The sequence below is a fragment of the Paenibacillus piri genome (assembly GCF_004354045.1).
In the GTDB taxonomy this organism is placed as follows: Bacteria; Bacillota; Bacilli; order Paenibacillales; family NBRC-103111; genus Paenibacillus_S; species Paenibacillus_S piri.
On sequence record NZ_SMRT01000007.1, the window covers coordinates 142,122 to 165,290 of the forward strand.

Here is a 23,169-nt window from a genome sequence, read left to right on the forward strand (position 1 = left end):
CCAATAGGAGCAGGTGAACCCAGAGATGAATTCCTACTGTGCAGCAACTTATCGCTGCTACGATGAGAAAGCGGATTTTGATAAAAAGGCGCTCGGCATCGCCGTCGGCTTGACCGTGGGCAGCTGGACCGACCTCCCCGAGGCGAAAAAAGCGGAGATGGAACGCCACCTGGGCAAGGTTCTCTCGGTCACCGTCCATGAGCCCTCAGGCCCGGAGAAAACCGCCTCGGATCGTTACGCCGATATTACGATCGCTTACCCGGACGCCAATTTCAGCCGCGATATTCCGGCGCTGCTCGTCACCGTCTTCGGCAAGCTGTCGATGGATGGGCGTATCAAGCTGATCGACCTGTCGTTTTCGCCGCAATTTATTTCCGGCTTTCCAGGACCGAAATTCGGGATCGCCGGGGTGCGCAACCTTCTCGGCGTTCACGACCGCCCGCTTCTGATGAGTATTTTCAAATCGGTCATCGGACACGATCTTGCCGCGCTGCGCGAGCAATTTTATTTGCAGGCCGCAGGCGGCGTCGATCTGATCAAAGATGACGAAATCTTATTCGAAAACCCGCTGACTCCGATCGAAAAGCGGGTTGAAGCCTGCCTGCAGGCAGCCGAACAGGCGAAGCGCGAAACTGGACAGGAGCTGCTGTACGCCGTCAACCTGACGGGACCGACCTTCGGTCTGCTGGATCATGCCCGCAAGGCGATCGCACACGGCGCCAACGCGCTGCTGTTCAATGTGCTGGCCTACGGATTTGACGTATTAAGCGAGCTAAGCCGCCATCCGGATATTAAGGTGCCGATTATGGCCCATCCCGCCCTGGCGGGCGCCTTCTATCCATCGGCCTACCATGGCATTGCCGCCAATGTGCTGCTCGGCAAGCTGATGCGGCTGGCCGGCGCCGATCTCGTGCTGTTCCCTTCGCCCTACGGCTCCGTCGTGATGCCGCGCGAAGAAAACATGGCGATCAAAGAAGTGCTGTTAACCGAAGCTGCTGAAAGCTACGTATACAGCGGATCGAGCAGCGCGAACAACGTTCAGACCGGTGCTCCGGCGGGTACGTCAGCTGTCGCGTCGGATTCAGTCGGGACGCCGGCGGGCACATCCGGCCGCAGCGCGGCCGCAGCGCCTGTTCTGCCGCTCAAAACAAGCTTTCCCGTCCCGTCCGCGGGCATCCATCCCGGCCTCGTTCCGCTCATTTTGAAAGATTTCGGCGATCAGACAGTCGTTAACGCAGGCGGAGGCATTCATGGCCATCCGATGGGCACGATAGCGGGCGGACAAGCGTTCCGGCAAGCCATCGATGCTAGCAAGTCGGGCATTCCTTTGCAGGATTACGCCGCGAACGGCCATTCTGAGCTTCAGGCCGCCATTCAAGCATGGGGGAGCAAGGGATGAAGCGCGAACGGATCATCTTCTGCGACTTTGACGGCACCATTACCGTTAATGACAACATCGTCGCCATTATGAAGCATTTTAAACCCGAAGGCTGGGACCGTCTCGTCGATCAGGTCATTTCCAAGACGATTTCGATCCGTGAAGGAGTCGGACGAATGTTCGCTCTGCTGCCGACCTCACGCAAGCAGGAAGTGATCGATTATGCGATCCAAAATGTGACGATACGGGACGGCTTCGCCGAGCTTTTGGACTATTGCCGAACGCGGCATATCACATTTCTCGTGACGAGCGGCGGGATCGACTTTTTCGTTTATCCCGTCTTGTCGGCCTTTCCGATACCGGCCAGCCATATATATTGCAACGGCAGCGATTTCAGCGGCAGTCACATTCAAATTTTATGGCCGCACGCTTGTGACGAGCATTGCGGCAACGATTGCGGGATGTGCAAAACGGCTATCATCCGCGGCTATCCGAAGGAGCAATACGAACGCATTTTGATCGGGGACAGCGTAACCGATTTTGAAGGGGCCAAGCTGGCGGATACGGTTTTCGCACGCTCCCATTTAATCGGCTTGTGCCAAAATCTCGGATTGCACTATTACCCCTTCGACAATTTTCACGATGTACTTCGACGTCTGGAGGAAAACGAATCATGATTTCAGCGCTTCGTTTGGAAGAAAAGCAGCAGGCATTTGCCGAGCTGACCGAAATTAAAACAACTTTGGCCGCAAGAGGCTGGTTTCCGGCAACGAGCGGCAATCTGTCCATCCGTGTAGGCGACTTCTCGCCCGAACAATTTACATTCGCAATCACATCCAGCGGAAAAGACAAATCCGTCAACACCCCCTCCGACTTTTTATTAGTCGACGCACAGGGCAAGCCTACCGAGACGACCGGCTTAAAGCCGTCCGCCGAAACCTTGATTCATTGCGAAATATATCGTGCAACGGGCTGCGGAGCGATTTTTCATGTGCATACCGTGTTTAACAATATAGTTTCCGAACTGTTCTGGGAGCGTCAATCGATTCCCGTACAGGGCGTGGAGCTGATTAAGGGCTTTAATATTTGGGAAGAGGATGCGCAGATTGAAATCCCGATTCTTCCCAACTATGCGGAAATACCGCGGATCGCCGTGCTGGTGGAAAAAGCCATTGTCCCGCGGATACCGGGCATTATGCTGCGCAATCACGGAATTTACGCCTGGGGAGCCAACGCGTTCGAAGCGAAGCGGCATCTCGAAGCTTTCGAATATCTGTTCGAATATGTGTACCGGATGGAGCTGCTGAAGAAATAGCGCCTTATTGAAAAATCCCCCTTTCCGATCACGGACATGCTGCTGTCAGAGGCGGGATCCCATGAACGCGGAGGGGGATTTTTTGCTACTAAAGAGTGGATCAATCGAGCTTGCTGTGGTACGATGGGTGAAATTTACCTTTTACCGGGAGAGTGAATTTATTGAACGCTCAAGTCGATCTTGTCGAGCCTTCGGACGCATACCGCGAGGCTTATGTTTCATTTTATGAAGAATGGTTGGAAAGCAAGGAAAAGATGGTTCCGTTCGTGATCTGCAAAGCTCCGTATCCGTTTCAGACGATGCTGCAGCATTTGGCCGATGAGCGCAATGAAGAACTGCTGCCTGACGGGTGGGTTCCTGCCTCCACTTACTGGTTGATCGACGCCGGACACCAAGTGGTCGGCGCCGTCAACATCCGCCACCGGCTGAACCCCAAGCTGCTCAACAGCGGTGGTCATATCGGCTATGGCATCCGGCCGTCGGAAAGACGCAAAGGCTACGCGACCGCTCTGCTTGGCCTTGCGCTGCAGCAAGCGGCCCGGCTCGGCATCTCGAAAGCGCTCCTCTGCTGCGACAGCGGCAACATCGGCTCCGAACGGACCATCCTGAAGCACGGAGGCGTATTTGAATCCGAGTACACGGAAGCGGACGGCGGAATCGTACGCCGATTTTGGATCGAGCTTAGCCGGTAAACTCGTACGTATCCGGATGCTGTTCCGCGATAAATGGGCTGACGTCGCCCGCTGCGTATAAATGCAGCCGATGCATCGCCCGCGTGCAGGCAGTGTAGAACAGCTTGCGCTCGTTTTCGCGAGAATAACGGAGCTTGCCGGCGTCGTATATAATGACGGCGTCGAATTCGACCCCCTTGGCCAAATAGGCAGGAATCACCATCGTGCCTCTTTCAAAATCCGGCGTATATTGCGTGATCAGACTTAATTCAAATTGCTCCTTGAATTCGTCGTACACCTGCGCGCTTTCCGCCGCCGTTTTGCAAATAATGGCGATCGAATCGCAGCCTTCGGCCCGCAGCGACGCTATGCGGGAGGCCACAGCCGCAGGCAGCCCCTCGCGGTCCGGCATTACCGTAACGGTCGGTTTCGCGCCATCCCGGTTGAACGGTTCAATCGTCTCGCCGCCCGGCACCATTCCCCGCGTAAATTCGACGATCTGCCGGGTCGAGCGGTAGCTGCGCGTCAAACGGATCAGCTCGGTCTGATCCGCCCCGTACAGCTCGATGATCGTACCGACATCCTCCAACACCGGTGCATGCGCGTAAATCGCCTGGTTCAAATCGCCCAGTGCGGTCATCTTGGCGCGAGGAAACAGCTTTTTCAAAAACTCAAGCTGAAACGGCGAATAATCCTGAATTTCATCGACCATCACATGTTTAACCGACGTGTTGGTTTGAAAGCCGAGCATCAGCTCCTGCAAATATAAATAAGGTGTCGCATCCTCGTAGGCAAGCTCTTTTCGCTCAAGCTTCGCTAATGTTTCACGGCATATTTCAGCCCAATACGCGGGAACCGCATCGCTGCCTGCAAGCCGCTCGAACAGCTTTTCGTCGCTGAACAGCTGCATGTATAGCTTGCGCGCATCAACGAAAAAAAGTTTACGGATTTTGCTGCGAAGCGGCTTCAGCTCCTCACGGACGATCGATCGGCAGATCAACTCCTTTTCCCTGTCGAAATCGTCGAATGAATCGTCCTTCCCTTTCATTCCTTTGCGCAGCTGCTTGTAGGAGCGCATGTAATCCTCGGGCTCGAGCAATTCAGCCTGCTCCTCAACCCACTCCTGCTTCCATTCCGTTTTCTCCAGCGCGTCGATTTCGTTCAGCAGCCAGTCGCGCAGCAGCACAATCCGGTTAGGCAGACGGACGGACGAATCGTATGCATAAAACTTTTCCATCATCTTCTCACGCGAAACGACAGCCCGCCCCCTAAACCGGATCGGTTTAAAGAGCATTCCTGCTTGCTCCAGCTCCTGTTTGTAAGTCTGGATAGCGTGTAAAAAAGCGGTAGAAGCTTTATAACGGACCGCTTCCATTCTGGCCGCGTATCCCGGTCCCGCAGCTTCCGGCCCCGATAGCACGTATTCCATCTGGCTGAACGGATCCTCCAGTTGAAACTGTCTGCCAAGCCGCTTCTCCAAATACTGCTGGAACGTCGTCTGCTCCATATTTTCTTCACCCAGCTCGGGAAGAACGGTCGACACATAGCTGTTGAACATCGGATTCGGCGAAAACAGCACCATTTGATCCGCCTTCAGCGTTTCCCGGTGCTTATACAGCAAATACGCGGCGCGCTGCAGCGCTGCCGATGTTTTCCCGCTCCCCGCCGCTCCCTGTACGATCAACATCCGGCTGTGATCATTGCGGATGATCCGGTTCTGCTCCCTCTGAATCGTCGCCACGATGCTCCGCATTTGCGCGTCGGAGCTTTGACTCAGCACCTGCTGCAGCAGCTCGTCGCCAATGGTCACTCCCGTATCGAACATGAGCCGGATATGGCCGTCCCTGATGACGTACTGCCGTTTTAACGTAACGGTTCCGTGAATATCGCCGGCCGGCGTCACATAAGCCGCAGCACCCGGTCCATAGTCATAGTAAAGGCTCGATATGGGCGCCCGCCAGTCGTAGACCAGATAGCTTCCCTGCTCCTCATCCAAAAAGGTGGCAATTCCGAGATAAATGCGTTCCTCCCGCCGGTCCCCGTCCTCTTGAAAATCGATTCTCCCAAAATAAGGCGAACGAACCAGCCGCTTCATTTTGCTCAGCGCTTCTGCGGCGTGGCGGTAGCTGCGTTCGCGCTCAGACAAAAGCTCGGCCTGCTGCCTCAGGCTCCAATAAGATTCAATCTTATCCTCATGCGTGCTTAAATTAATCGTCACGTCGTCCCAAAAATGTTTGCGGATCGAAACGACCTCGGTTTTAACGGAGCCTGTCTCCAGTTCCAGCGCTTGAATGCGCTGTTCGATTTTATCCGTTACTTCATCTACGCGCGCTTGCTCTAAGCGCCATTGTTGTTCGGTTACGCCCATTCCAATCGCCTCTTTTCCGAAAAGTAACTGTTCACGATAAAAAATCCGTCTTTCGAATTGACAACGGGGTGTGTCTTGTGCTAAAATTAAATTAGAAAGTTATACCCTTTTTATCGGAAAATTCTAAACTCCAAATATCATTTTAACATCCCCGGCTTCCTAATGCAACCTGGAAGTTTTTTGTGTTTTTATTTTCTCCCCCTCCATTCTTGATTCCGTTAACAATGATACATAATTTCTTAAACAACAATAAAGACCTTAAGCGTTCCGCCCGAACGCTCAAGGTCTAAGGTCTTCATAAGTACATCATAACTTTGCGTTTTATTTCCCGTATTCGCTTGGATTCAAGCGCCATGCTTTCAGTGCTTCCAGATCCTGCTTCTGGATGCTGCCCTGATTTAAAGCCACTTCGAGCAGGACGCTGTAATTGGTCAATGTCTCGAACGGAATTCCGGCTTCGCCGAAGGCGGCAGCCGCCTTGTCAAACTGGTACGAAAAAATGCCGAACACGGACAGCGCTTCGGCTCCCGCATCGTTGACCGCCTGAGCCACCTTCAGCGAGCTGCCGCCGGTTGAGATCAGATCCTCGATGACGACTGTCTTTTGTCCCGGACGGATCGTACCCTCGATCAAATTTTCTTTGCCGTGGCCCTTTGCTTTATCGCGTACATAGACCATCGGCAAATTGAGCTTCTGCGCTACCCATGAGGCGTGAGGAATTCCGCCTGTCGCCGCCCCGGCGATCACCTCGGTATCCGGGAAATTGTCGCGGATCAATGCCACGAAGCCTTCGGCTATCAGTTCGCGGATTTCCGGATACGAAATCGTCAACCGGTTATCGCAGTAGATCGGCGATTTCAAGCCGGAGGTCCATGTAAACGGCTGCTGCGGCCGCAGGGCGACGGCTTGAATCTGCAGCAGCGCCGCCGCTATTTTTTCCGCAAGCTGCGGGTTGGTCGTTATCGTCTGAGAACTCATGAACAACTCTCCTTTGGCAATTAATGTATCGACTCGATAATTTGCTCCAATGCGGCACGCGGCTCGGCGGCTGCCGTGATCGGACGTCCGATCACGACATAATCGGTGCCTTGGGCGAATGCTTCTGGCGGCGTCATGACGCGCGACTGATCGCCGATGGCTGCGCCGGCAGGCCGAATGCCGGGCGTGACCGTCACAAAGCCCGGACCGCAGGCGGCTTTAAGTTGCGTTACTTCCAGCGGCGAGGCGACGACGCCGTGCAGGCCGGCTGCCTGCGCCAGCTTCGCATAGCGTATTACGGCATCCTCTACGGCTCCGGCGATGCCAATCTCATTGTTCATGACGATGCGGCTCGTGCTCGTCAGCTGGGTCACGCCGATAACCAGCGGCTTGACGCCGCTTCCTCCGGCAAGAGCCTTGTCTACGCCTTCGAGCGCCGCTTCCATCATCGCTCTGCCTCCGGCGGCATGGACGTTAAACATATCGACGCCAAGTCGCGTTACGCTCTCCGAGCCGCCTTTGACCGTATTCGGAATATCGTGCATTTTCAAATCAAGGAACACTTTGTAGCCTTTTTCTTTCAGCTCCGCGACGAAGCCCGGACCCGCACTGTAAAACAACTGCATCCCGACCTTCATGTAGCACGGAATGCCTTTCAGCGATTCCACCAGTTTGCGCGCGTCCGCCGCTTCCGCATAATCCAGCGCAACCATAATTCGTTCTGCAATACCCGATTGAATGGTCATGACTTCCCGCCCCCGTTTTGGTTAGTATATGCCCAATCAGAGGATTAGCACAGCGTTCCTGTCGTTACAGGCGGCTGTGCTAATCCATGAAGGCTAACGGCGTGCAGCCTTTATCTTATAATGATAGAAAGTATAAGTTTTCAGCGGAGCTGAAGCTTTCTATCATTTCAAGAAAACCTACATTTAAATCGCGGTCGCTCATCTTGAAAGGCCGCGATAGAGGTTTTCTTATCGGCCGCAAACTTGCCGTTTATTGGTTATACATGATGCGCAGGCATCGGTCTGGATTGGAAATTGATCGCTTCCAGCATATGCCAGAGCGCTCTTACCGTATCGAGCGAGGTCATGCAGACGATGCCGTTTTCGACGGCTTCGCGGCGAATCCGGAAGCCGTCGCGCTCGGGCGTCTTGCCTTTGGTCAATGTATTGACCACAAAGTGCGCCTCCCCGTTGCGGATCAGATCGAGAATATTCGGCGAGCCTTCGCTCAGCTTGTTCACGGTCGTTACGCGCAGGCCGGCTTCCTCCAGCGCTTTAGCGGTGCCGCCGGTGGCGACAATTTTGTAGCCCATTTTGTAAAAGCCGCTCAAAATTTCAATCGCTTCTTCTTTGTCTTTGTCCGCTACAGTGGCGATAATCGAGCCGGTTGGCGGAATTTTCATGCCGGAGCCGATCAGGCCTTTGTAGAGAGCTTTGGCAAACGTTTCGTCGCGCCCCATCACTTCGCCGGTCGATTTCATTTCCGGTCCGAGCGTCGTATCCACGCGGCGCAGCTTCGCGAAGGAGAACACCGGCACTTTGACGGATACATGCTCGTCTTCCGGCCACAATCCGGTTTGGTAGCCCATATCGGCCAGCTTTTCGCCCATAATGACGCGGGTTGCCGCATTCGCCATCGGTACTTTCGTCACTTTGCTCAGGAAAGGCACCGTTCTCGAAGAGCGCGGATTGACTTCAATCACGTAAGCTTGATTTTGATAAATGACGAACTGGATGTTGACCAAGCCTACAACCTGCAGCCCTCTGGCGATTTTAACCGTAATATCGATAATTTGCCGCTTGATTTCTTCCGATATCGTCTGCGGAGGATATACGGCGATGGAGTCCCCGGAGTGAACGCCCGCTCTTTCCACATGCTCCATGATGCCCGGAATGAGCACGGTCTCCTTGTCGCAGATGGCGTCAACCTCGACTTCTTTGCCGAGCATGTAACGGTCGATCAGCACCGGATGCTCCGGATTGATTTTGACCGCATATTCCATATAGCTAAGCAGCTCTTCGTCGGAGTAGACGATTTCCATTGCGCGTCCGCCCAACACGTACGAAGGACGTACGAGCACCGGATAACCGAAGTTAGCCGCCATGCCGACCGCTTGATCGACGGAAGTCACCGTTCCGCCCGGAGGCTGAGCGATGCTCAGACTGCGCAGCAGAGCTTCGAACTTTTTACGGTCCTCGGCCGCATCGATGTTTTCCAGATCGGTGCCGAGAATGCGTACGCCCGCTTTGGCCAGCGGCGCCGCCAGGTTGATCGCGGTTTGTCCGCCGAACTGCACGATGACGCCGATCGGCTGCTCCCGCTCGATGACGTTCATCACGTCCTCGAAGAACAGCGGCTCGAAGTACAGACGGTCGGACGTGTTGAAATCGGTCGATACCGTCTCCGGGTTGTTATTGATGATGACGGCTTCATAGCCTGCCGCCTGGATAGCCCACACCGCATGCACCGTGGAATAGTCGAATTCGATCCCTTGTCCGATCCGGATCGGGCCGGAGCCTAATACGACAACTTTTTGCTTCGTCGTCTCCTTGACTTCATCCTCGGTTTCGTATGTGGAGTAATAGTAAGGCGTTGTCGCCTCAAATTCGGCGGCGCAGGTGTCAACCATTTTATATACGGGCTTCAGTCCGAGACTCAAGCGAAGCGCGCGAATATCCGCTTCCTGCGTCAAGCTCAGTCCCTGGTTCGCCGCAGTGCGAATTTCCGCAATCGCGCGGTCTGTAAAGCCTTTGCGTTTCGCTTCGCGAAGCAGCTGCTCCGATATTTCCGGCTGCTGCAGCTGTTCCTCGAACTGAATCAGACCTTCCAGCTTGCTCAGGAACCACCAGTCGATCTTCGTTAAATCCTGAACCTGCTGCAGCGTGTAGCCGCGGCGGAACGCCTCGGCGATCAGGAACATCCGCTCATCGTCCGGCTTCTCAAGGCGCGTTTCCAGCGATTCTTTATCAAGCAGGTCCGTTTCCTTCAAGAACAGGCGGTGAACGCCGATCTCCAGCGAACGGATCGCTTTATGGATCGATTCTTCGAATGTACGGCCGATCGCCATCACTTCGCCGGTTGCTTTCATCTGGGTGCCGAGCTTGCGGTTGGCAGCCGTAAATTTATCGAACGGCCAGCGCGGGATTTTGGATACGATGTAATCCAGCGTCGGCTCGAAGCATGCATAGGTTTGACCCGTAACCGGGTTGACAATCTCGTCAAGCGTGTAGCCGATCGCGATTTTCGCCGCCATTTTGGCAATCGGATAGCCGGTTGCTTTGGAGGCGAGCGCAGAGGAACGGCTTACGCGCGGGTTCACTTCAATGACATAGTACTGGTAGCTGAACGGATCCAGCGCAAACTGTACGTTACATCCGCCTTCGATGTTCAAGGCGCGAATAATTTTCAGCGATGCGGAGCGCAGCATTTGATACTCGCGGTCCGACAGCGTCTGGCTAGGCGCGACGACGATGCTGTCGCCCGTATGTACGCCGACCGGATCGAAGTTCTCCATGTTGCATACAACGATACAGTTGTCGTTAGCGTCGCGCATGACTTCATACTCGACTTCCTTCATGCCGGCGATGCTCCGCTCGATCAGACATTGACCGATCGGGCTGTAGCGGATACCGGAAGCTACCGTCTCCAGCAGCTCTTCTTCGCTCGCGCAGATGCCGCCGCCCGTACCGCCCAGCGTATATGCCGGACGCACGATGATCGGATAGCCGATTTCATTGGCGAAATCGACCGCTTCCTGCACCGTAGTGACGATGACGCTCTCCGGCACCGGCTGCTCCAGCTCTCTCATCAAATCGCGGAACAGGTCGCGGTCCTCCGCTTTCTCGATCGCTGTCAGCTGGGTGCCGAGCAGCTTCACGTTTTCGCGCTCGAGCACGCCTGCTCGTGCCAGCTCGACCGCCATGTTCAAGCCCGTTTGGCCGCCCAATGTCGGCAGCAGTCCGTCTGGACGCTCCTGGCGAATAATTTGCGTAACAAAATCCAGTGTAATCGGTTCGATATATACTTTATCGGCCATGTTGGTGTCGGTCATGATCGTTGCCGGGTTGCTGTTGATCAGCACGACCTCCATGCCCTCTTCTTTCAACGCTTGACATGCTTGCGTACCTGCATAGTCGAACTCGGCCGCTTGCCCGATGACAATCGGACCGGAGCCGATCACGAGAATTTTTTTCAGACTGTTATTTTTTGGCATATTGCAGTTCTCCTTTCGATGCAGGCGCGGCAGCGCCGTCTGCAAGGCCCGCAAGCTTGGCGGCTGCGGCAATTTGCGCCTGTTTCGGCGGCTGCGGGTTATTTTGCTTATGCTGTTGAATCATCTCGATAAAATCGTCGAACAAGTAGCTGGAGTCGAATGGCCCCGGAGCCGCTTCCGGATGATACTGCACCGAAAACGCCGGATACGTTTTATGCTTCAAGCCCTCGATCGTACTGTCATTGTTATTGATGTGCGTCACTTCAAGCTCCGTGCCCGCAATGGAATCTTCCTTGACAGTGTAGCCGTGGTTTTGCGAAGTAATGTAGCAGCGGTTGCTTTTCAAGTCTTTTACCGGATGATTGCCGCCGCGGTGACCGAATTTCAGCTTTTCCGTATCCGCTCCGCAAGCGAGCGCAAACAGCTGGTGCCCGAGACAGATTCCGAAAATCGGGTACTCGCCCAGCAGCTCGGAAATCATCTTCGCCGCATGCGGAACATCCTTCGGGTCCCCGGGGCCGTTGGACAGCAATATGCCGTCCGGCGCAAGGCGGCGGATTTGGTCGGCCGTTGCGTCTTGCGGTACGACGACCACATCGCAGCCGCGCTTGGTCAGATCGCGCAAAATCCCGCTTTTGGCGCCGAAATCGACAAGCACGACACGTTCTTTGGAGCCCGGCGAGCTGAACACGCTTCGCGTCGATACGCGGGCTACCTGATCGCTCATAAGAGCACTGCCGTTCAACTGCTCGAGCAGCTCCTCGACGCGCTTGTCGGACGTCGTCAAGAGCCCTTTCATAACGCCGTGGTGGCGAATGCGGCGGGTTAGCATCCGTGTGTCGATGTCGCTGATGCCGATGATACCGTACTCCTTCAGCAGATTATCGAGGGAGTATTCCGCTCTCCAGTTGCTCGGCACAGCCTCGTGCTGGCGTACGACGAAACCGTGAATATAAGGGCGAATGGACTCGAAGTCGTCACGCGCGATGCCGTAGTTCCCGATCAGCGGGTAAGTCATCGTTACGATCTGCCCGCAGTAGGAAGGATCCGAAAGTACCTCTTGATAGCCTGTAATCCCTGTATTAAAAACGACCTCGCCCACCGAATCGCCTTCGCTTCCGAACGCTTTTCCGGTGAACAACGTACCGTCTTCCAATAATAATCTTGCCTGCATGCCATTCAACTCCTTATCAATATGAAGAACCGATTCATTGCCAAAAATGTTGGTTCAGCTAAGTATATAGCCAAATATATGAGACTGTCGATGTGCGTCGGAACAGGATTGGGAGATGACAGTCTCTACATATGTGTAAAGTCTGCAGCCTACGCTTCCGACCAGACCAGCTTGCCGCCTGCGATCGTATGTGTCGGCCAGCCTTTCAAGCTCCATCCGGCAAACGGCGTATTGCGTCCTTTGGATGCGAATTCCGCAGGGTTGACCGTTTTTTCCGTTTCCAGGTCGATAATCGTAATATCCGCCTCTTTGCCCGGTTCGAGCGTCCCCAGCTCCAAGCCGAACACTTGAGCCGGCAGCGAAGTCATTTTATTTACCAAAAATTGCAGCGTCCATTGACCGGTTGCTACGAATTTGGTGTACAACAGCGGGAATGCCGTCTCGAAGCCGACAATACCGAATGGCGCAAGGTCGACGCCTTTTGCCTTTTCCTCTTCACTGTGCGGCGCATGGTCGGTTACCAGGATGTCGATGGTGCCGTCCAGCAAGCCTTCGATGCAAGCCTGTACATCTTTCGGGGTCCTGAGCGGCGGGTTCATTTTCCAGTTGGCATCCATGCCCGGAATATCCTCGTCCGACAGCAGCAGGTGATGCGGGCATACTTCCGCGGTCACATTGATGCCGAACTGCTTCGCATGGCGGATCAGACGAACCGACTGCTCGGTGCTGACATGGCACACATGGTAGTGTACGCCCGTCGCTTCCGCCAGCAGCACGTCGCGGCCGACATGGATCGCCTCCGACTCGTTCGGAATTGCCTTCAACCCGTGCTTGCGGGCAAACTCTCCTTCGCTCGCCCAAGCCCCTTCCACCAGCGTATTGTCTTCGCAGTGGGCGATTATCGGCAATCCGACGGATGCCGCTTTGGCCATGGCGTCCTTCATCATCTGCGCGCTTTGCACGCCGACGCCGTCATCCGTAAAGCCGATCGCGCCGGCCTGCTTCAAAGCATCAAAATCCGCCAGCTCGCGGCCCAGCTCGTTCTTCGTGATGCAGCCGTAAGGCAGCACCCTCACGATGCCCTCCGTTTCGGCTTTATCGAGCACGTATTTTACCGTATCGACCGTATCGATAACCGGCCGCGTGTTCGGCATGCAGGCGATCGTCGTAAAACCGCCGCGCGCCGCCGAGCGGGTACCGCTCGCAATCGTTTCTTTATGTTCGAAGCCCGGCTCGCGCAAATGCACGTGCATATCGATCAGACCCGGAGTGACCAGCTTGCCTGCGGCGTCAATCACCGTATGTCCTGCCGTATCGGGCAGCGTGCCGTCCGCTTCCACTATGCTTCCAATCGTGCGGCCTTCCATAAATATATGCCGTTTCACCAGCTCGTTGCCTGCAGCAACCGTCTGCGCGTTTAAAATCCAAATCCCCATAATAGCCTCCCCGCAATATATAATGTATGAAAGGTTCGGTACTAGCTTAATGCCCGCTCAATGACTGCCATTCGAATCGGCACGCCGTGGCTCATTTGCTCGAAAATTTTGGATCGCCCGCATTCCACGAGCACATCGTCGATTTCGACGTCGCGGTTCACCGGTGCCGGGTGCATGATGATCGCATGCGGCGCCATCGCCGCTTCCCGCTTCACCGTCAGCCCGTACGCCTCGCGGTATTCCTCAGGCGATTTGAACATGCTCTCCTCATGGCGTTCCAGCTGCACCCGCAGCATCATGACGACGTCCGCTTTGACCGCCTCGTCCATTGAGATATAAGGCGCATGAGCCGCCAGCTCCGGCGCCTGCATGCCGGCCGGTGCGCAGAAGCTCACCCTGGCGCCTACAGCCTGCAGAGCCCATAGATTCGAGCGTGCCACACGGCTGTGCTTGATATCGCCGATGATCGATACGTTCAGTCCCCGGAGCTCGCCGAACTGCTTGCGCATCGTATACAGATCGAGCAGCGCCTGGGTCGGATGCTCGTTGTTGCCGTCGCCGGCGTTAATCAGCGGCACCTTGATTTTCTCGGCAAGCTCGGGCAGCAGCCCGTTCGGCTTCATCCGGATGACGCCGGCGTCGATCCCCATCGACTCCAACGTTTTGACCGTATCGTAGATCGATTCGCCCTTTTGCACGCTCGATACCGCCGCCGCGAAATTCAGCACCTCCGCGCCGAGCCGTTTCTCCGCGACCTCGAAGGAAAACCGCGTTCTCGTGCTGTTTTCAAAAAACATATTGGCCACAAACCGGCCCTGCAAGTGATTCGACAGCTTTACGGGATATTGTTCCCAATACGCGGCCCGATCCAATATTGAAGTTATTTCTTGCGCGCTCATTCCTTTGGTGCCCAGCAAATGTTTTTCCGATGCGACGTGCAGCTGTGTCATCCGTTCTGCCTCCTCTGTTGCGTTATCATGACTTGATCGACGCCATCCACTTCGTTCAGCAGCACCTCGATCGTTTCCAACCGCGATGTCGGTATGTTTTTACCTACGAAGTCCGGGCGTATCGGCAGCTCCCGGTGTCCCCGGTCAACCAGCACGGCCAATTGAATCATCTGCGGTCTGCCGAGATCCATCAAGGCGTCCATCGCGGCCCGCACCGTTCTGCCGGTATAGAGCACGTCATCGAACAAAATCAGCTTCTTATTATGGATGTCCATGGCCGCCGACTCGTCTGACAGGCCCAGGTTTTGCTCCTGTTTGCCCGACAGGTCGTCCCGGTATCGGGTTACGTCGATTTCGCCGACAGGCGCCGGCACATTCTCGATATCGAGAATCAGCTCGGCGATTCGGTTTGCGAGATAAATTCCCCGGGTTCGTATACCGATCAGCATACAATTTTCAAAGCCTTTGTTCTTCTCCAATATTTCGTGGGCGATCCGGGTTAATGCGCGCCGCATCCCCGTTCCGTCCATGAGCACATGCTCATGCTGTTCCACATCCTGCACCAAGGTCATCGACCTCCTGCTTCATTAGGTTGGATATCGCTTTTTCGCAGCTTGCGAAATTCCCGTTTGGCACCAGGATAAACGGCTTCGCCGTCCTTAGGGGACGTGCGCGTTTGTCAAGGTTGTGCGAAGCAAAGTATAAAAGCTTATACTTTCCTTGTAACTGAAAAAACCTTGCTTTTCAGCAAGGTTTGCGGACTTAACCAGAGATCCGAGTATGGACAAACTGGGCCGTTATTAGACCCGCTGCGCCGTACATCCGTTTCTCAGCTATTCGTTCACCTTGCCAGCCTCTCTGGACTGTTTTTAAAGGTGCTATTCGATTAGCAGTATTATCCCATGTTCGACAACCGATGTCAATAGTAGTGTCGAGGCCTGTCAGTCAATAACATTGCTAGAACATGTCTTTTATGCTATAAAGAATAAAGAATGCTTCGCCTGTGTCCGGGTTACCGAACGCGGCAATTTACATAAGGAGTTGGAATTGAGCATGGCAGAAATGAACACGGAAGAAATTATTAATTTTATTAAAACCAGCACCAAGAAAACGCCGGTGAAAGTATATGTAAAAGGCGATCTGGAAGCGATCGATTTCGGAGCAGCCATCCAGTCGTTCATTTCGGGAAAAAGCGGCGTACTGTTCGGCGAATGGACGGAAGTGAAGCGCGTATTGGACGAAAATCAAAGCCGCGTCGAAGACTATGTCGTCGAAAACGACCGCAGAAACTCAGCCATCCCTACGCTTGACCTGAAAAACATCAATGCCCGCATCGAGCCAGGCTCCATTATCCGCGACAAAGTGTCCATCGGCGACAATGCGATCATCATGATGGGCGCTTCCATCAATATCGGAGCTTCCATCGGCTCGGGCACGATGATCGACATGAATGTGGTCGTCGGCGGACGCGCCCAAATCGGCAGCATGTGCCATATCGGCGCAGGCTCCGTTGTTGCCGGCGTTATCGAGCCTCCGTCCGCCCAACCGGTCATCATCGAGGATGACGTATTGGTCGGCGCCAATGCCGTTATACTTGAAGGCGTGCGCGTAGGCAAAGGTTCCGTTGTCGCGGCTGGAGCCATCGTCACCCAGGATGTGCCGGAATATACGGTTGTCGCCGGAGCGCCTGCACGCGTGATCAAAAACGTCGACGCCAAGACAAAGTCGAAAACCGAAATTTTGATGGACCTCCGCACCCTGTAACGGACCGGTCGCAAGCAGGCCCGGCGTATGTCGCCGGGCCTTTTTGACGAAGGTTTTGCGGTGTCGATACCGTTTCTGATGAGAGGAGCTAGACCATGGCATCAACAGCCAATCGTAACGGCAGCTCGGAAGCATTAAGCCCGTTTGTCGCCATTCGCCGGGAGCTGCACCAAATTCCCGAACCGGGCTTTGCCGAATTCAAGACCCAGCAGTATTTGTTGACTTATGTACAGTCGCTACCCCAGGAACGGCTGGAGGTGCGCACGTGGCGTACGGGCATCTTCGTCAATGTGAAAGGCGTTTCGCCGAAGCGCCGTTTCGGCTACCGCGCCGATATGGACGGGCTGCCGATCTCCGAGGATACGAGCTACGAATTTCGCTCCGCCCATCAGGGCTATATGCATGCGTGCGGACATGACGTTCATATGGCGATCGGGCTCGGCATTCTGACCCATTTCGCCAACCATCCGATCAATGACGACATCACTTTTATTTTTCAGCCGGCTGAGGAAGGTCCGGGCGGCGCGCTGCCGATGCTGACATGCGAAGAGCTGCGGGATTGGATGCCGGATCAAATCATCGCGCTCCATATCGCTCCCGAATATCCGGTAGGCACCGTCGCTACGAAGCCGGGAATTTTGTTTGCGAACACCTCGGAGCTGTTCATCGACCTGACCGGAAAAGGCGGACATGCCGCTTTCCCGCATTTGGCCAACGATATGGTGATTGCGGCGTGTCAGCTCGTTTCGCAGCTGCAAACGATTATTTCCCGCAACGTCAACCCGCTCGATTCCGCCGTCATCACCATCGGCAAAATCGAAGGCGGCACGAAGCAAAATATTATCGCCGAGAAAGCGCGGCTCGAAGGCACGATCCGTTCGCTCTCCGCCGAGACGATGCAGCTGGTCAAGTCGCGGATCGAGTCGCTGACGGCGGGGATGGAAACCTCGTTCAATTGCAAAATCGATATCGACTACGGCGCAAATTACCGTCAAGTGTTCAATCATCTGGAAACGACCCGCGAATTTATGGATTGGGTGGAGCAAAGCGGCACGGTGAAGCTGATCGAATGCACCGAGGCGATGACCGGGGAAGATTTCGGATACTTCCTTGCCGATATTCCGGGCTTCATGTTCTGGCTCGGCGTCGATACGCCGTATGGCCTGCATCATGCCAAAATCGAACCGGACGAGCAAGCGATCGATTTGGCGATAAATATGATCAGCCGCTATATAACCTGGAAATCCCAAATGTAACAGACGCACAAATTGCGGAGCCGGCTACTGAGGGCACGTCGGCTGTGCCTTTCATCCGGTTTGCCGGCTTCGCCTGTCGCTATGTCGCGGGGAAAAAATTAAGTCACGTTTTCCCCGCTTTTTTTCTATTTTCCCATGTTTCTCCCTCCGGAAGCGTGATGTCAATAACGCATGCCAAAAGCCTCCAATCCACGCTTCGCACCAATTGGAGGCTATACTTGCAGCTATATTCGATTATAATTGCAAAATGCCGGTTCAAATCCGATTATCTTGCGAAAGACGGCTTTTTGTAGGCGGCTTCTTTCTCGAAAACGATCGTATATTCTTTGTCCGCTCCTCCTACGACCGACGGAGCAATGACTACGCCGGATTTCGCAGCGGCAGCGCGGCCATCCGGTTTGTTCTTATCGGAGTACAGCTTGCTCATATGGAATCCCCTCCAAACAAATAGTTGACCGTGCCCATCAAATCCTGATTATCCTCGTACACCCGGTTTAGATCGTCCTCGGCAACGACCGAGGGACCCGTCAGATGGACCGTCAACACAAGTTTCTTGTCTACAGGATAACACAGTAAATACTCATAAGCAACATGCTGCCGATACAGAAAAAATTGCACCTTGCTGTTCAAGTACGCGTCCAGCACCCCGATTCGCTGCTCGCCCTCCTGCTTGCCGTCATTCGCTCCCAACGTATAAAACCGGCCTTTGCCCACATTGCCGGCGACCTGCCGGAGACCGTCATTCCCTTCCACGTGCCAGACGGAAACGCCACGGACTTTAAAGCCGCGCAGGGCCGAAGGATCGAATGCGTTGCGGAACGCTTCGTACAGCTTGTCGAACAAGCCGGGTTTGCCCGATACGTTCATATCGATAAATTCAATGAAAAAGTGCAAAATTTGCTGTTTCCGGTTCATTTCCGCTTTTACCGCTTCAAGCTGCCTCACCGGATCTTTGTACACGCCGAGCTCCTCAATCCGGCTGATGATTTCCGCACAAGCGACATTGACCGCCGCCGCGTTATTTTTATCGGTACGCATTTCGTATTTCAGCAGCGTCAGCCCGTTCAAATCGGAAGGGATATGAAATTCATGAATGTTAATACCATTTCTATGCAGAGGAACGAGATTCGGAACCACAAAAAAAACGCGTTCCCGCTTTAAGCGCCCCCAAAACATTCCCATTTCGAATACGGTATTATCCCGCGGCGATAAATAAACCTGGTCCCGCATGTAAACGATATCATCGGCGGAAAAAACGAATACGGCAAAATCGTTGCTCTCCAGCTGCTCCTCCAAATCTTCCATGGGATACCGGTTCGCCCGGAAAGCGCCGGCCGACCATGGCGTGACCTCCGCGTAATAGCTTAGCTGCTGCTGAATGGCCGAAACCAATGCGATCGATTCTCTCGCCGATCCGATGAAAAGCCTTGGTTTCTCCACATGATTGCCCCCTCCCTCTGGACTTGCCCTTCTATAACTATACTAAAAATGGAACATTTTTACGACATACCAGATTATCAATCATTAAAAAAGCGCTGCTCTATTCCTTCCTGCAAAGCCGTCCCGGCTTGCGGCAAATTGAATAGCCAGCGCGTTTTGTGCTGCGATGCATGATGTTGTGTTTACTTTAACTTTTACAGCTTGCGTACAAAAGCTTCCAGACGGTCGCAAGCCTGTTCAAGCACATCCATGGAATAAGCGTAGGATATACGAATGTATCCCTCGCCAAAGCTGGAAAATGCATCCCCCGGCACGACCGCAACCCGCTGCTCCTCCAGCAGCCTCATTGTGAAATCCATCGAGGACAGCTTAAACTTTTCGATGGACGGGAATAAATAGAACGCCCCTTCCGGCTTTTCCAGCTCGAAACCCATACGCAGCAGTCGGTCATACACATAATCCCGGCGCTGTATATAAGCCTCCTTCATCGGAAGCGCATCGTCAACCCCGTTCGTCAACGCCTCCAAAGCGGCGTATTGGCTGATCGAGCTGGCGCAGGTCACATTGTACTGGTGTACTTTGACCATATGCTGGGTAATCGCGGCCGGGGCGAATGTAAAACCTATGCGCCATCCGGTCATCGAATGCGATTTGGACAAACCGTTGATGACGATCGTTTTATCGCGCATGGACGGGAATGAAGCCAAGGAAACATGATGCTGTCCATAAATAAGTTCGCTGTATATTTCATCGGAGATGACGAATATCGATTTGTTTTCCAGCAGCCGGGCAATATCGGCCAGCTCTTCACGGCTTAATACGCGGCCTGTCGGATTTGACGGATAGCATAAAATAATGCAGCGCGTATTTTCGGTAATATGCGGTTCTAGCAGCTCGGCCGTCAGCTTAAAGCCGTTCGCCCGGGTATCCGCATAAACCGGCACGCCTCCGCATAAACGGACCAACGGCTCATAGCCCGGATAGATCGGGCCCGGCAGTATGACTTCGCTGCCCTCCTGCAATACGGTACGCAGTGTAATATCCAGCGCTTGGCTTGCCCCCGAGGTTACGATGACTTCCGATTCCGGCCGGTATTGAAGGCTGTATTTGCTTTCGACAAAAGCCGCGGCGGCTTGGCGCAGCTCCAGTAGGCCGGGATTCGGCGTATATGTTGTTTTATGCGCATCAATTGCCGCATAGGCGGCCTGCATAATATGCTCGGGCGTCGGGAAATCCGGCTGTCCGATCGTCAATGTCAGCGCATCCTTGTATGTGGCGACCAGATTGGAAATTTTACGAATACCTGAAATTTGAATATTTTTCAGGCTGGGATTCACTAAATGTTCCATCCTCTGCATCCATCCTTATCGATTTTTTAGTACATGCAGCAAATGCAGCATGTCTTCCGGCAGCGGCGCTTCGAACTGAAGCAGCTCGCCTGTCCGGGGATGGTTGAACCCAAGCACGGCGGCGTGAAGCGCCTGCCCTTCAATGGTCACGCTTTTGCTGCGTGACGGACCGTAAGCCGGGTCGCCGGCAAGCGGGTGACCGATGAATTTCATATGGACGCGAATTTGATGCGTCCTTCCGGTTTCAAGCTTGAGCTCGAGCAGCGTATAATCGCCGTAGCGCTCCAGCACTACGAAATGCGTCACCGCTTGCTTGCTGTTGCGCTCCGTCACCGTATACAGCTTGCGGTCATGCGGATCGCGCCCGATCGGCGCATCGATCGTGCCGTGCTCATGCGCGACATTGCCGTGGACGACCGCTACATATTTGCGGTTGACCGAATGCTCTTTCAATTGCGCGGCCAATGAGGCGTGAGCCTTATCGTTTTTGGCGGCCATCAGCAGTCCCGACGTATCTTTATCGATCCGGTGCACGATGCCCGGTCTCATCACACCGTTAATACCGGACAAATCTTTGCAATGGTACATCAGCGCATTGACCAGCGTGCCGCTGTAATGTCCGGGCGCAGGATGGACGACAAGCCCCCGCGGCTTGTTCACGACGATTACATCGGAGTCTTCGTAGACGATGTCGAGCGGCATCGGCTCCGGCACTACATCAAGTTGTTCCGGCTCCGGGATGGTCAGAACGAGCCGGTCGCCTTCGACCAGCATGTAATTTGATTTGACGGCTGCATCGTTTACGGTCAGACTGCCGTCTTTAATCCACTGCTGCACCTGCGTGCGCGAAACGTCTTCCTCCAAAGCCTCGGTAATAAATTTATCGATCCGCTCTCCGCGGTCTTCGCTTTCGGCTACCCATTCCTTGATATTGTCCATGCTTTCTTGTTCCGAAACTGACATTCGTTTAAGCGCCTCTTTTCTCTTTTCTCCAGCTGATTAACGAATCGATGAAGATTAACGCCACCCCGACAACAATCGCCGAATCCGCCACATTGAAAATAGGGTATGTATAATCGACAGGAGTGCCTAACCAGTTGAATTGAAAGCGGAATTGCAGAAAGTCCACGACTTCGCCAAACAGCGCGCGATCGATAAAATTGCCCAAAGCGCCGCCCAGCAGCAAGCTCAAAGCAAAAGGCAGCAATCTGCGGCCGTCCTTCACCGTTTTACGCAAATACCAAACGATTCCGGTAACGACCACTACGGTAATGACAATAAAAAACCATCGCTGTTCCTGTAAAATGCCGAAGGCGGCGCCGCGGTTCCGATGTGAAGTAATTTGAAAAAACTCGCCGATCACCGGCCGGGACTCCCCGAGCATCAAATTGTTGACAATGGCCCATTTGGTCGCCTGATCCAGCAGCAGTACGATCAGCGCATAGATGTAATATCTCAATGTTTCATCTCCTCCAAGCTTTGCTTTAGCAAAGCTGACTTCGTAAGCATACGCTTAGTTTTGCTTTAGCAAAACTGACTTCGTAAGCATACACTTTGTTTTGCATAAGCAAAACTTTCTTCGTAAGCATTCGCTTAGTTTTGCTTTAGCAAAACTGACTTCGTAAGCATACGCTTTGTTTCGCATGAGCAAAACTTTCTTCGTAAGCATCCTTTTTCCCCGATACAAGGATTTTCCTAGCTAAAAAACAAAGCTTTCGTAAAAAATAGGAGCAATGCGATCTATATAAGGAGGCCTCCCATGACGAATCAGCCAAATTCATTAAATTCAGAGCAGCTTCAACAATTGCAAGCCGTTTTGCAAAGTGAAAAGCAATGGCTGGAGGAGCAGCTGGAAGCTAACGACCGGTTCGGACTCAATGAATCTTTACGAACACAGACCGGGGAATTGTCCGCCTACGATAACCATCCTGCCGATCTCGCTACGGAAATGTTCGAGCGCAGCAAAGATATCGCCCTGAATGAAAACCGGGAACGTCATCTTACCGACGTTACGGTTGCTTTGCAGCGTATCGAAAAGGGCGGCTACGGCTTGTGCGATACATGCGGAGCCCCGATTCCTTACGAGCGGCTGCAAGCCGTGCCTACAACGCTGTACTGCAAAGAGCATGTGCCCGACCCGCATTCATCCGATCGCAGGCCTGTCGAAGAACAGCTCATGGCTCCTCCGTTCGGCCGGACCAGCCTGGATGAGCTGCCCGAGCAAAATCAATTCGACGGCGAGGATGCCTGGCAAATTGTCGAGAGCTGGGGCACATCCAATACGCCTGCGATGGCCGAAAATCCCAACGTCTCGGACAACTATAACGATATGGAAATCGAGGCGGACGAGCAGGTCGGATATGTCGAACCGTTTGAAAGCTTTTTGGCTACCGACATGTACGGTCAGCATGTAACCGTCGTACGCAACCGCGCGTACCGGGAATATATGCACAACGGCGAGGGGGAAGGTCTGCTTGAGCCCGACCCCGATGCAGAATCCGACTACATCTAATACGTTCTGCCTTCGAGCTGGTATTGCACATGCCTTACAATGTCCGCAATATAATCGCCGATAATGGGCAGATTCAACGCTCCAAGCGCTTTTAAAAAATATAAAATCGTCGTCGCAAAAATCGTAAATCCGATCGCGATGCCCACGCCTCTGGACAGCCCTGTCAACAGATTGACCCAAATCAATCTTCTTGGCCGGTTCAGCAGCTGGACGTAATCGGCAATCTGCGTTCTTTCCATCTCAACAGCCATCTTGGTTATTTGCTCGTGAATGCTGTTCAACAGCTTCCGGTCATCCGTCAAGTCCTTTTGCTCCTTCACGCTATCCCTCCACCCGTTCAATGAATGCATTCCGGCTTA

Annotated in this window: 21 protein-coding genes; 7 read left to right on the forward strand and 14 right to left on the reverse strand. The window is 53.9% G+C overall.

All coding sequences use genetic code 11. The features are described from left to right. The first annotated feature begins 25 nt into the window (after positions 1-25). From E1757_RS16315 to E1757_RS16330, 4 genes are all read left to right on the forward strand, one after another. The gene (locus E1757_RS16315; protein WP_133229957.1) at positions 26-1,399 is read left to right on the forward strand and encodes a 2,3-diketo-5-methylthiopentyl-1-phosphate enolase; all 1,374 of its coding nucleotides are present in this window, start codon (positions 26-28) and stop codon (positions 1,397-1,399) included. Next, complete coding sequence (locus E1757_RS16320; RefSeq protein ID WP_133229959.1) at positions 1,396-2,055, forward strand: 2-hydroxy-3-keto-5-methylthiopentenyl-1-phosphate phosphatase; 660 nt, start codon at positions 1,396-1,398, stop codon at positions 2,053-2,055. Before E1757_RS16315 ends, E1757_RS16320 begins: the two co-directional genes overlap by 4 nt. Beyond that, the gene (mtnB, locus tag E1757_RS16325) at positions 2,052-2,693 is read left to right on the forward strand and encodes a methylthioribulose 1-phosphate dehydratase (protein WP_165972151.1); all 642 of its coding nucleotides are present in this window, start codon (positions 2,052-2,054) and stop codon (positions 2,691-2,693) included. The genes E1757_RS16320 and mtnB overlap by 4 nt, the downstream gene beginning before the upstream one ends. Positions 2,694-2,854: 161 nt before the next feature. Next, positions 2,855-3,385, forward strand: coding sequence for a GNAT family N-acetyltransferase (locus E1757_RS16330; RefSeq protein ID WP_133229961.1), 531 nt, complete (start codon positions 2,855-2,857; stop codon positions 3,383-3,385). Here E1757_RS16330 and helD read toward each other — a convergent pair. From helD to pyrR, 8 genes are all read right to left on the reverse strand, one after another. Further along, positions 3,375-5,732: an RNA polymerase recycling motor HelD gene (gene helD, locus E1757_RS16335; RefSeq protein ID WP_133229963.1), complete on the reverse strand. Its 2,358-nt coding sequence runs from the start codon at positions 5,730-5,732 to the stop codon at positions 3,375-3,377. The genes E1757_RS16330 and helD overlap by 11 nt on opposite strands. A gap of 321 nt (positions 5,733-6,053) precedes the next feature. Continuing rightward, positions 6,054-6,710, reverse strand: a complete 657-nt coding sequence (gene pyrE, locus E1757_RS16340; protein WP_133229965.1) for an orotate phosphoribosyltransferase — start codon at positions 6,708-6,710, stop codon at positions 6,054-6,056. Positions 6,711-6,730: 20 nt separating this feature from the next. Next, the gene (gene pyrF / locus E1757_RS16345) at positions 6,731-7,456 is read right to left on the reverse strand and encodes an orotidine-5'-phosphate decarboxylase (protein ID WP_133229967.1); all 726 of its coding nucleotides are present in this window, start codon (positions 7,454-7,456) and stop codon (positions 6,731-6,733) included. A gap of 257 nt (positions 7,457-7,713) precedes the next feature. Further along, positions 7,714-10,929, reverse strand: coding sequence for a carbamoyl-phosphate synthase large subunit (gene carB / locus E1757_RS16350; RefSeq protein WP_133229969.1), 3,216 nt, complete (start codon positions 10,927-10,929; stop codon positions 7,714-7,716). Then, positions 10,916-12,103 (reverse strand): carbamoyl phosphate synthase small subunit, encoded by a 1,188-nt coding sequence (locus E1757_RS16355; protein ID WP_133229971.1) that lies wholly within the window; start codon positions 12,101-12,103, stop codon positions 10,916-10,918. Before E1757_RS16355 ends, carB begins: the two co-directional genes overlap by 14 nt. Positions 12,104-12,252: 149 nt before the next feature. Next, entirely contained in the window at positions 12,253-13,539 is a 1,287-nt protein-coding gene (locus tag E1757_RS16360) for a dihydroorotase (RefSeq protein WP_133229973.1), read from the reverse strand. A 41-nt stretch (positions 13,540-13,580) separates the two neighbouring features. Beyond that, positions 13,581-14,489: an aspartate carbamoyltransferase catalytic subunit gene (locus tag E1757_RS16365; protein WP_133229975.1), complete on the reverse strand. Its 909-nt coding sequence runs from the start codon at positions 14,487-14,489 to the stop codon at positions 13,581-13,583. Then, complete coding sequence (gene pyrR, locus E1757_RS16370) at positions 14,486-15,061, reverse strand: bifunctional pyr operon transcriptional regulator/uracil phosphoribosyltransferase PyrR (RefSeq protein ID WP_181956655.1); 576 nt, start codon at positions 15,059-15,061, stop codon at positions 14,486-14,488. The genes E1757_RS16365 and pyrR overlap by 4 nt, the downstream gene beginning before the upstream one ends. 481 nt (positions 15,062-15,542) lie before the next feature. Here pyrR and dapD point away from each other — a divergent pair, with 481 nt between their 5' ends. After that, complete coding sequence (dapD, locus tag E1757_RS16375; protein WP_133229977.1) at positions 15,543-16,253, forward strand: 2,3,4,5-tetrahydropyridine-2,6-dicarboxylate N-acetyltransferase; 711 nt, start codon at positions 15,543-15,545, stop codon at positions 16,251-16,253. Between the two features lie 95 nt (positions 16,254-16,348). Then, positions 16,349-17,509, forward strand: a complete 1,161-nt coding sequence (locus E1757_RS16380; protein ID WP_133229979.1) for an N-acetyldiaminopimelate deacetylase — start codon at positions 16,349-16,351, stop codon at positions 17,507-17,509. Positions 17,510-17,774: 265 nt separating this feature from the next. Here E1757_RS16380 and E1757_RS35835 read toward each other — a convergent pair whose 3' ends face one another. From E1757_RS35835 to lspA, 5 genes are all read right to left on the reverse strand, one after another. Then, complete coding sequence (locus tag E1757_RS35835) at positions 17,775-17,936, reverse strand: hypothetical protein (protein ID WP_165972152.1); 162 nt, start codon at positions 17,934-17,936, stop codon at positions 17,775-17,777. Then, positions 17,933-18,949, reverse strand: coding sequence for a TIR domain-containing protein (locus E1757_RS16385; RefSeq protein WP_133229981.1), 1,017 nt, complete (start codon positions 18,947-18,949; stop codon positions 17,933-17,935). The genes E1757_RS35835 and E1757_RS16385 overlap by 4 nt, the downstream gene beginning before the upstream one ends. A 194-nt stretch (positions 18,950-19,143) precedes the next feature. Then, positions 19,144-20,298 (reverse strand): aminotransferase A, encoded by a 1,155-nt coding sequence (locus E1757_RS16390; protein WP_181956656.1) that lies wholly within the window; start codon positions 20,296-20,298, stop codon positions 19,144-19,146. Positions 20,299-20,313: 15 nt separating this feature from the next. Next, complete coding sequence (locus E1757_RS16395; protein ID WP_133229986.1) at positions 20,314-21,261, reverse strand: RluA family pseudouridine synthase; 948 nt, start codon at positions 21,259-21,261, stop codon at positions 20,314-20,316. A gap of 4 nt (positions 21,262-21,265) precedes the next feature. Beyond that, the gene (gene lspA / locus E1757_RS16400; protein WP_133229988.1) at positions 21,266-21,757 is read right to left on the reverse strand and encodes a signal peptidase II; all 492 of its coding nucleotides are present in this window, start codon (positions 21,755-21,757) and stop codon (positions 21,266-21,268) included. Positions 21,758-22,057: 300 nt separating this feature from the next. Between lspA and E1757_RS16405 the strand changes: the two genes are divergently transcribed. Continuing rightward, positions 22,058-22,810, forward strand: coding sequence for a TraR/DksA C4-type zinc finger protein (locus tag E1757_RS16405; protein WP_133229990.1), 753 nt, complete (start codon positions 22,058-22,060; stop codon positions 22,808-22,810). Here the strand turns inward: E1757_RS16405 and E1757_RS16410 are convergent. Then, a complete protein-coding gene (locus tag E1757_RS16410; protein WP_133229992.1) occupies positions 22,807-23,160 on the reverse strand; it encodes a DUF5665 domain-containing protein in 354 nt (117 codons plus the stop codon). The genes E1757_RS16405 and E1757_RS16410 overlap by 4 nt on opposite strands. Positions 23,161-23,169: the final 9 nt, after the last annotated feature.

Bases quoted from the DNA above. Each gene is read 5' to 3' on its own strand.
- E1757_RS16380 (WP_133229979.1), top strand. From the start codon at position 16,349: ATGGCATCAACAGCCAATCGTAACGGCAGCTCGGAAGCATTAAGCCCG.
- E1757_RS35835 (WP_165972152.1), bottom strand. From the start codon at position 17,936: ATGAGCAAGCTGTACTCCGATAAGAACAAACCGGATGGCCGCGCTGCC.
- E1757_RS16360 (WP_133229973.1), bottom strand. From the start codon at position 13,539: ATGGGGATTTGGATTTTAAACGCGCAGACGGTTGCTGCAGGCAACGAG.
- E1757_RS16365 (WP_133229975.1), bottom strand. From the start codon at position 14,489: ATGACACAGCTGCACGTCGCATCGGAAAAACATTTGCTGGGCACCAAA.
- E1757_RS16355 (WP_133229971.1), bottom strand. From the start codon at position 12,103: ATGCAGGCAAGATTATTATTGGAAGACGGTACGTTGTTCACCGGAAAA.
- E1757_RS16390 (WP_181956656.1), bottom strand. From the start codon at position 20,298: ATGGAACATTTAGTGAATCCCAGCCTGAAAAATATTCAAATTTCAGGT.
- E1757_RS16410 (WP_133229992.1), bottom strand. From the start codon at position 23,160: ATGCATTCATTGAACGGGTGGAGGGATAGCGTGAAGGAGCAAAAGGAC.
- E1757_RS16395 (WP_133229986.1), bottom strand. From the start codon at position 21,261: ATGTCAGTTTCGGAACAAGAAAGCATGGACAATATCAAGGAATGGGTA.
- helD (WP_133229963.1), bottom strand. From the start codon at position 5,732: ATGGGCGTAACCGAACAACAATGGCGCTTAGAGCAAGCGCGCGTAGAT.
- mtnB (WP_165972151.1), top strand. From the start codon at position 2,052: ATGATTTCAGCGCTTCGTTTGGAAGAAAAGCAGCAGGCATTTGCCGAG.
- E1757_RS16320 (WP_133229959.1), top strand. From the start codon at position 1,396: ATGAAGCGCGAACGGATCATCTTCTGCGACTTTGACGGCACCATTACC.
- E1757_RS16315 (WP_133229957.1), top strand. From the start codon at position 26: ATGAATTCCTACTGTGCAGCAACTTATCGCTGCTACGATGAGAAAGCG.
- dapD (WP_133229977.1), top strand. From the start codon at position 15,543: ATGGCAGAAATGAACACGGAAGAAATTATTAATTTTATTAAAACCAGC.
- pyrE (WP_133229965.1), bottom strand. From the start codon at position 6,710: ATGAGTTCTCAGACGATAACGACCAACCCGCAGCTTGCGGAAAAAATA.
- carB (WP_133229969.1), bottom strand. From the start codon at position 10,929: ATGCCAAAAAATAACAGTCTGAAAAAAATTCTCGTGATCGGCTCCGGT.
- pyrR (WP_181956655.1), bottom strand. From the start codon at position 15,061: ATGACCTTGGTGCAGGATGTGGAACAGCATGAGCATGTGCTCATGGAC.
- pyrF (WP_133229967.1), bottom strand. From the start codon at position 7,456: ATGACCATTCAATCGGGTATTGCAGAACGAATTATGGTTGCGCTGGAT.
- E1757_RS16405 (WP_133229990.1), top strand. From the start codon at position 22,058: ATGACGAATCAGCCAAATTCATTAAATTCAGAGCAGCTTCAACAATTG.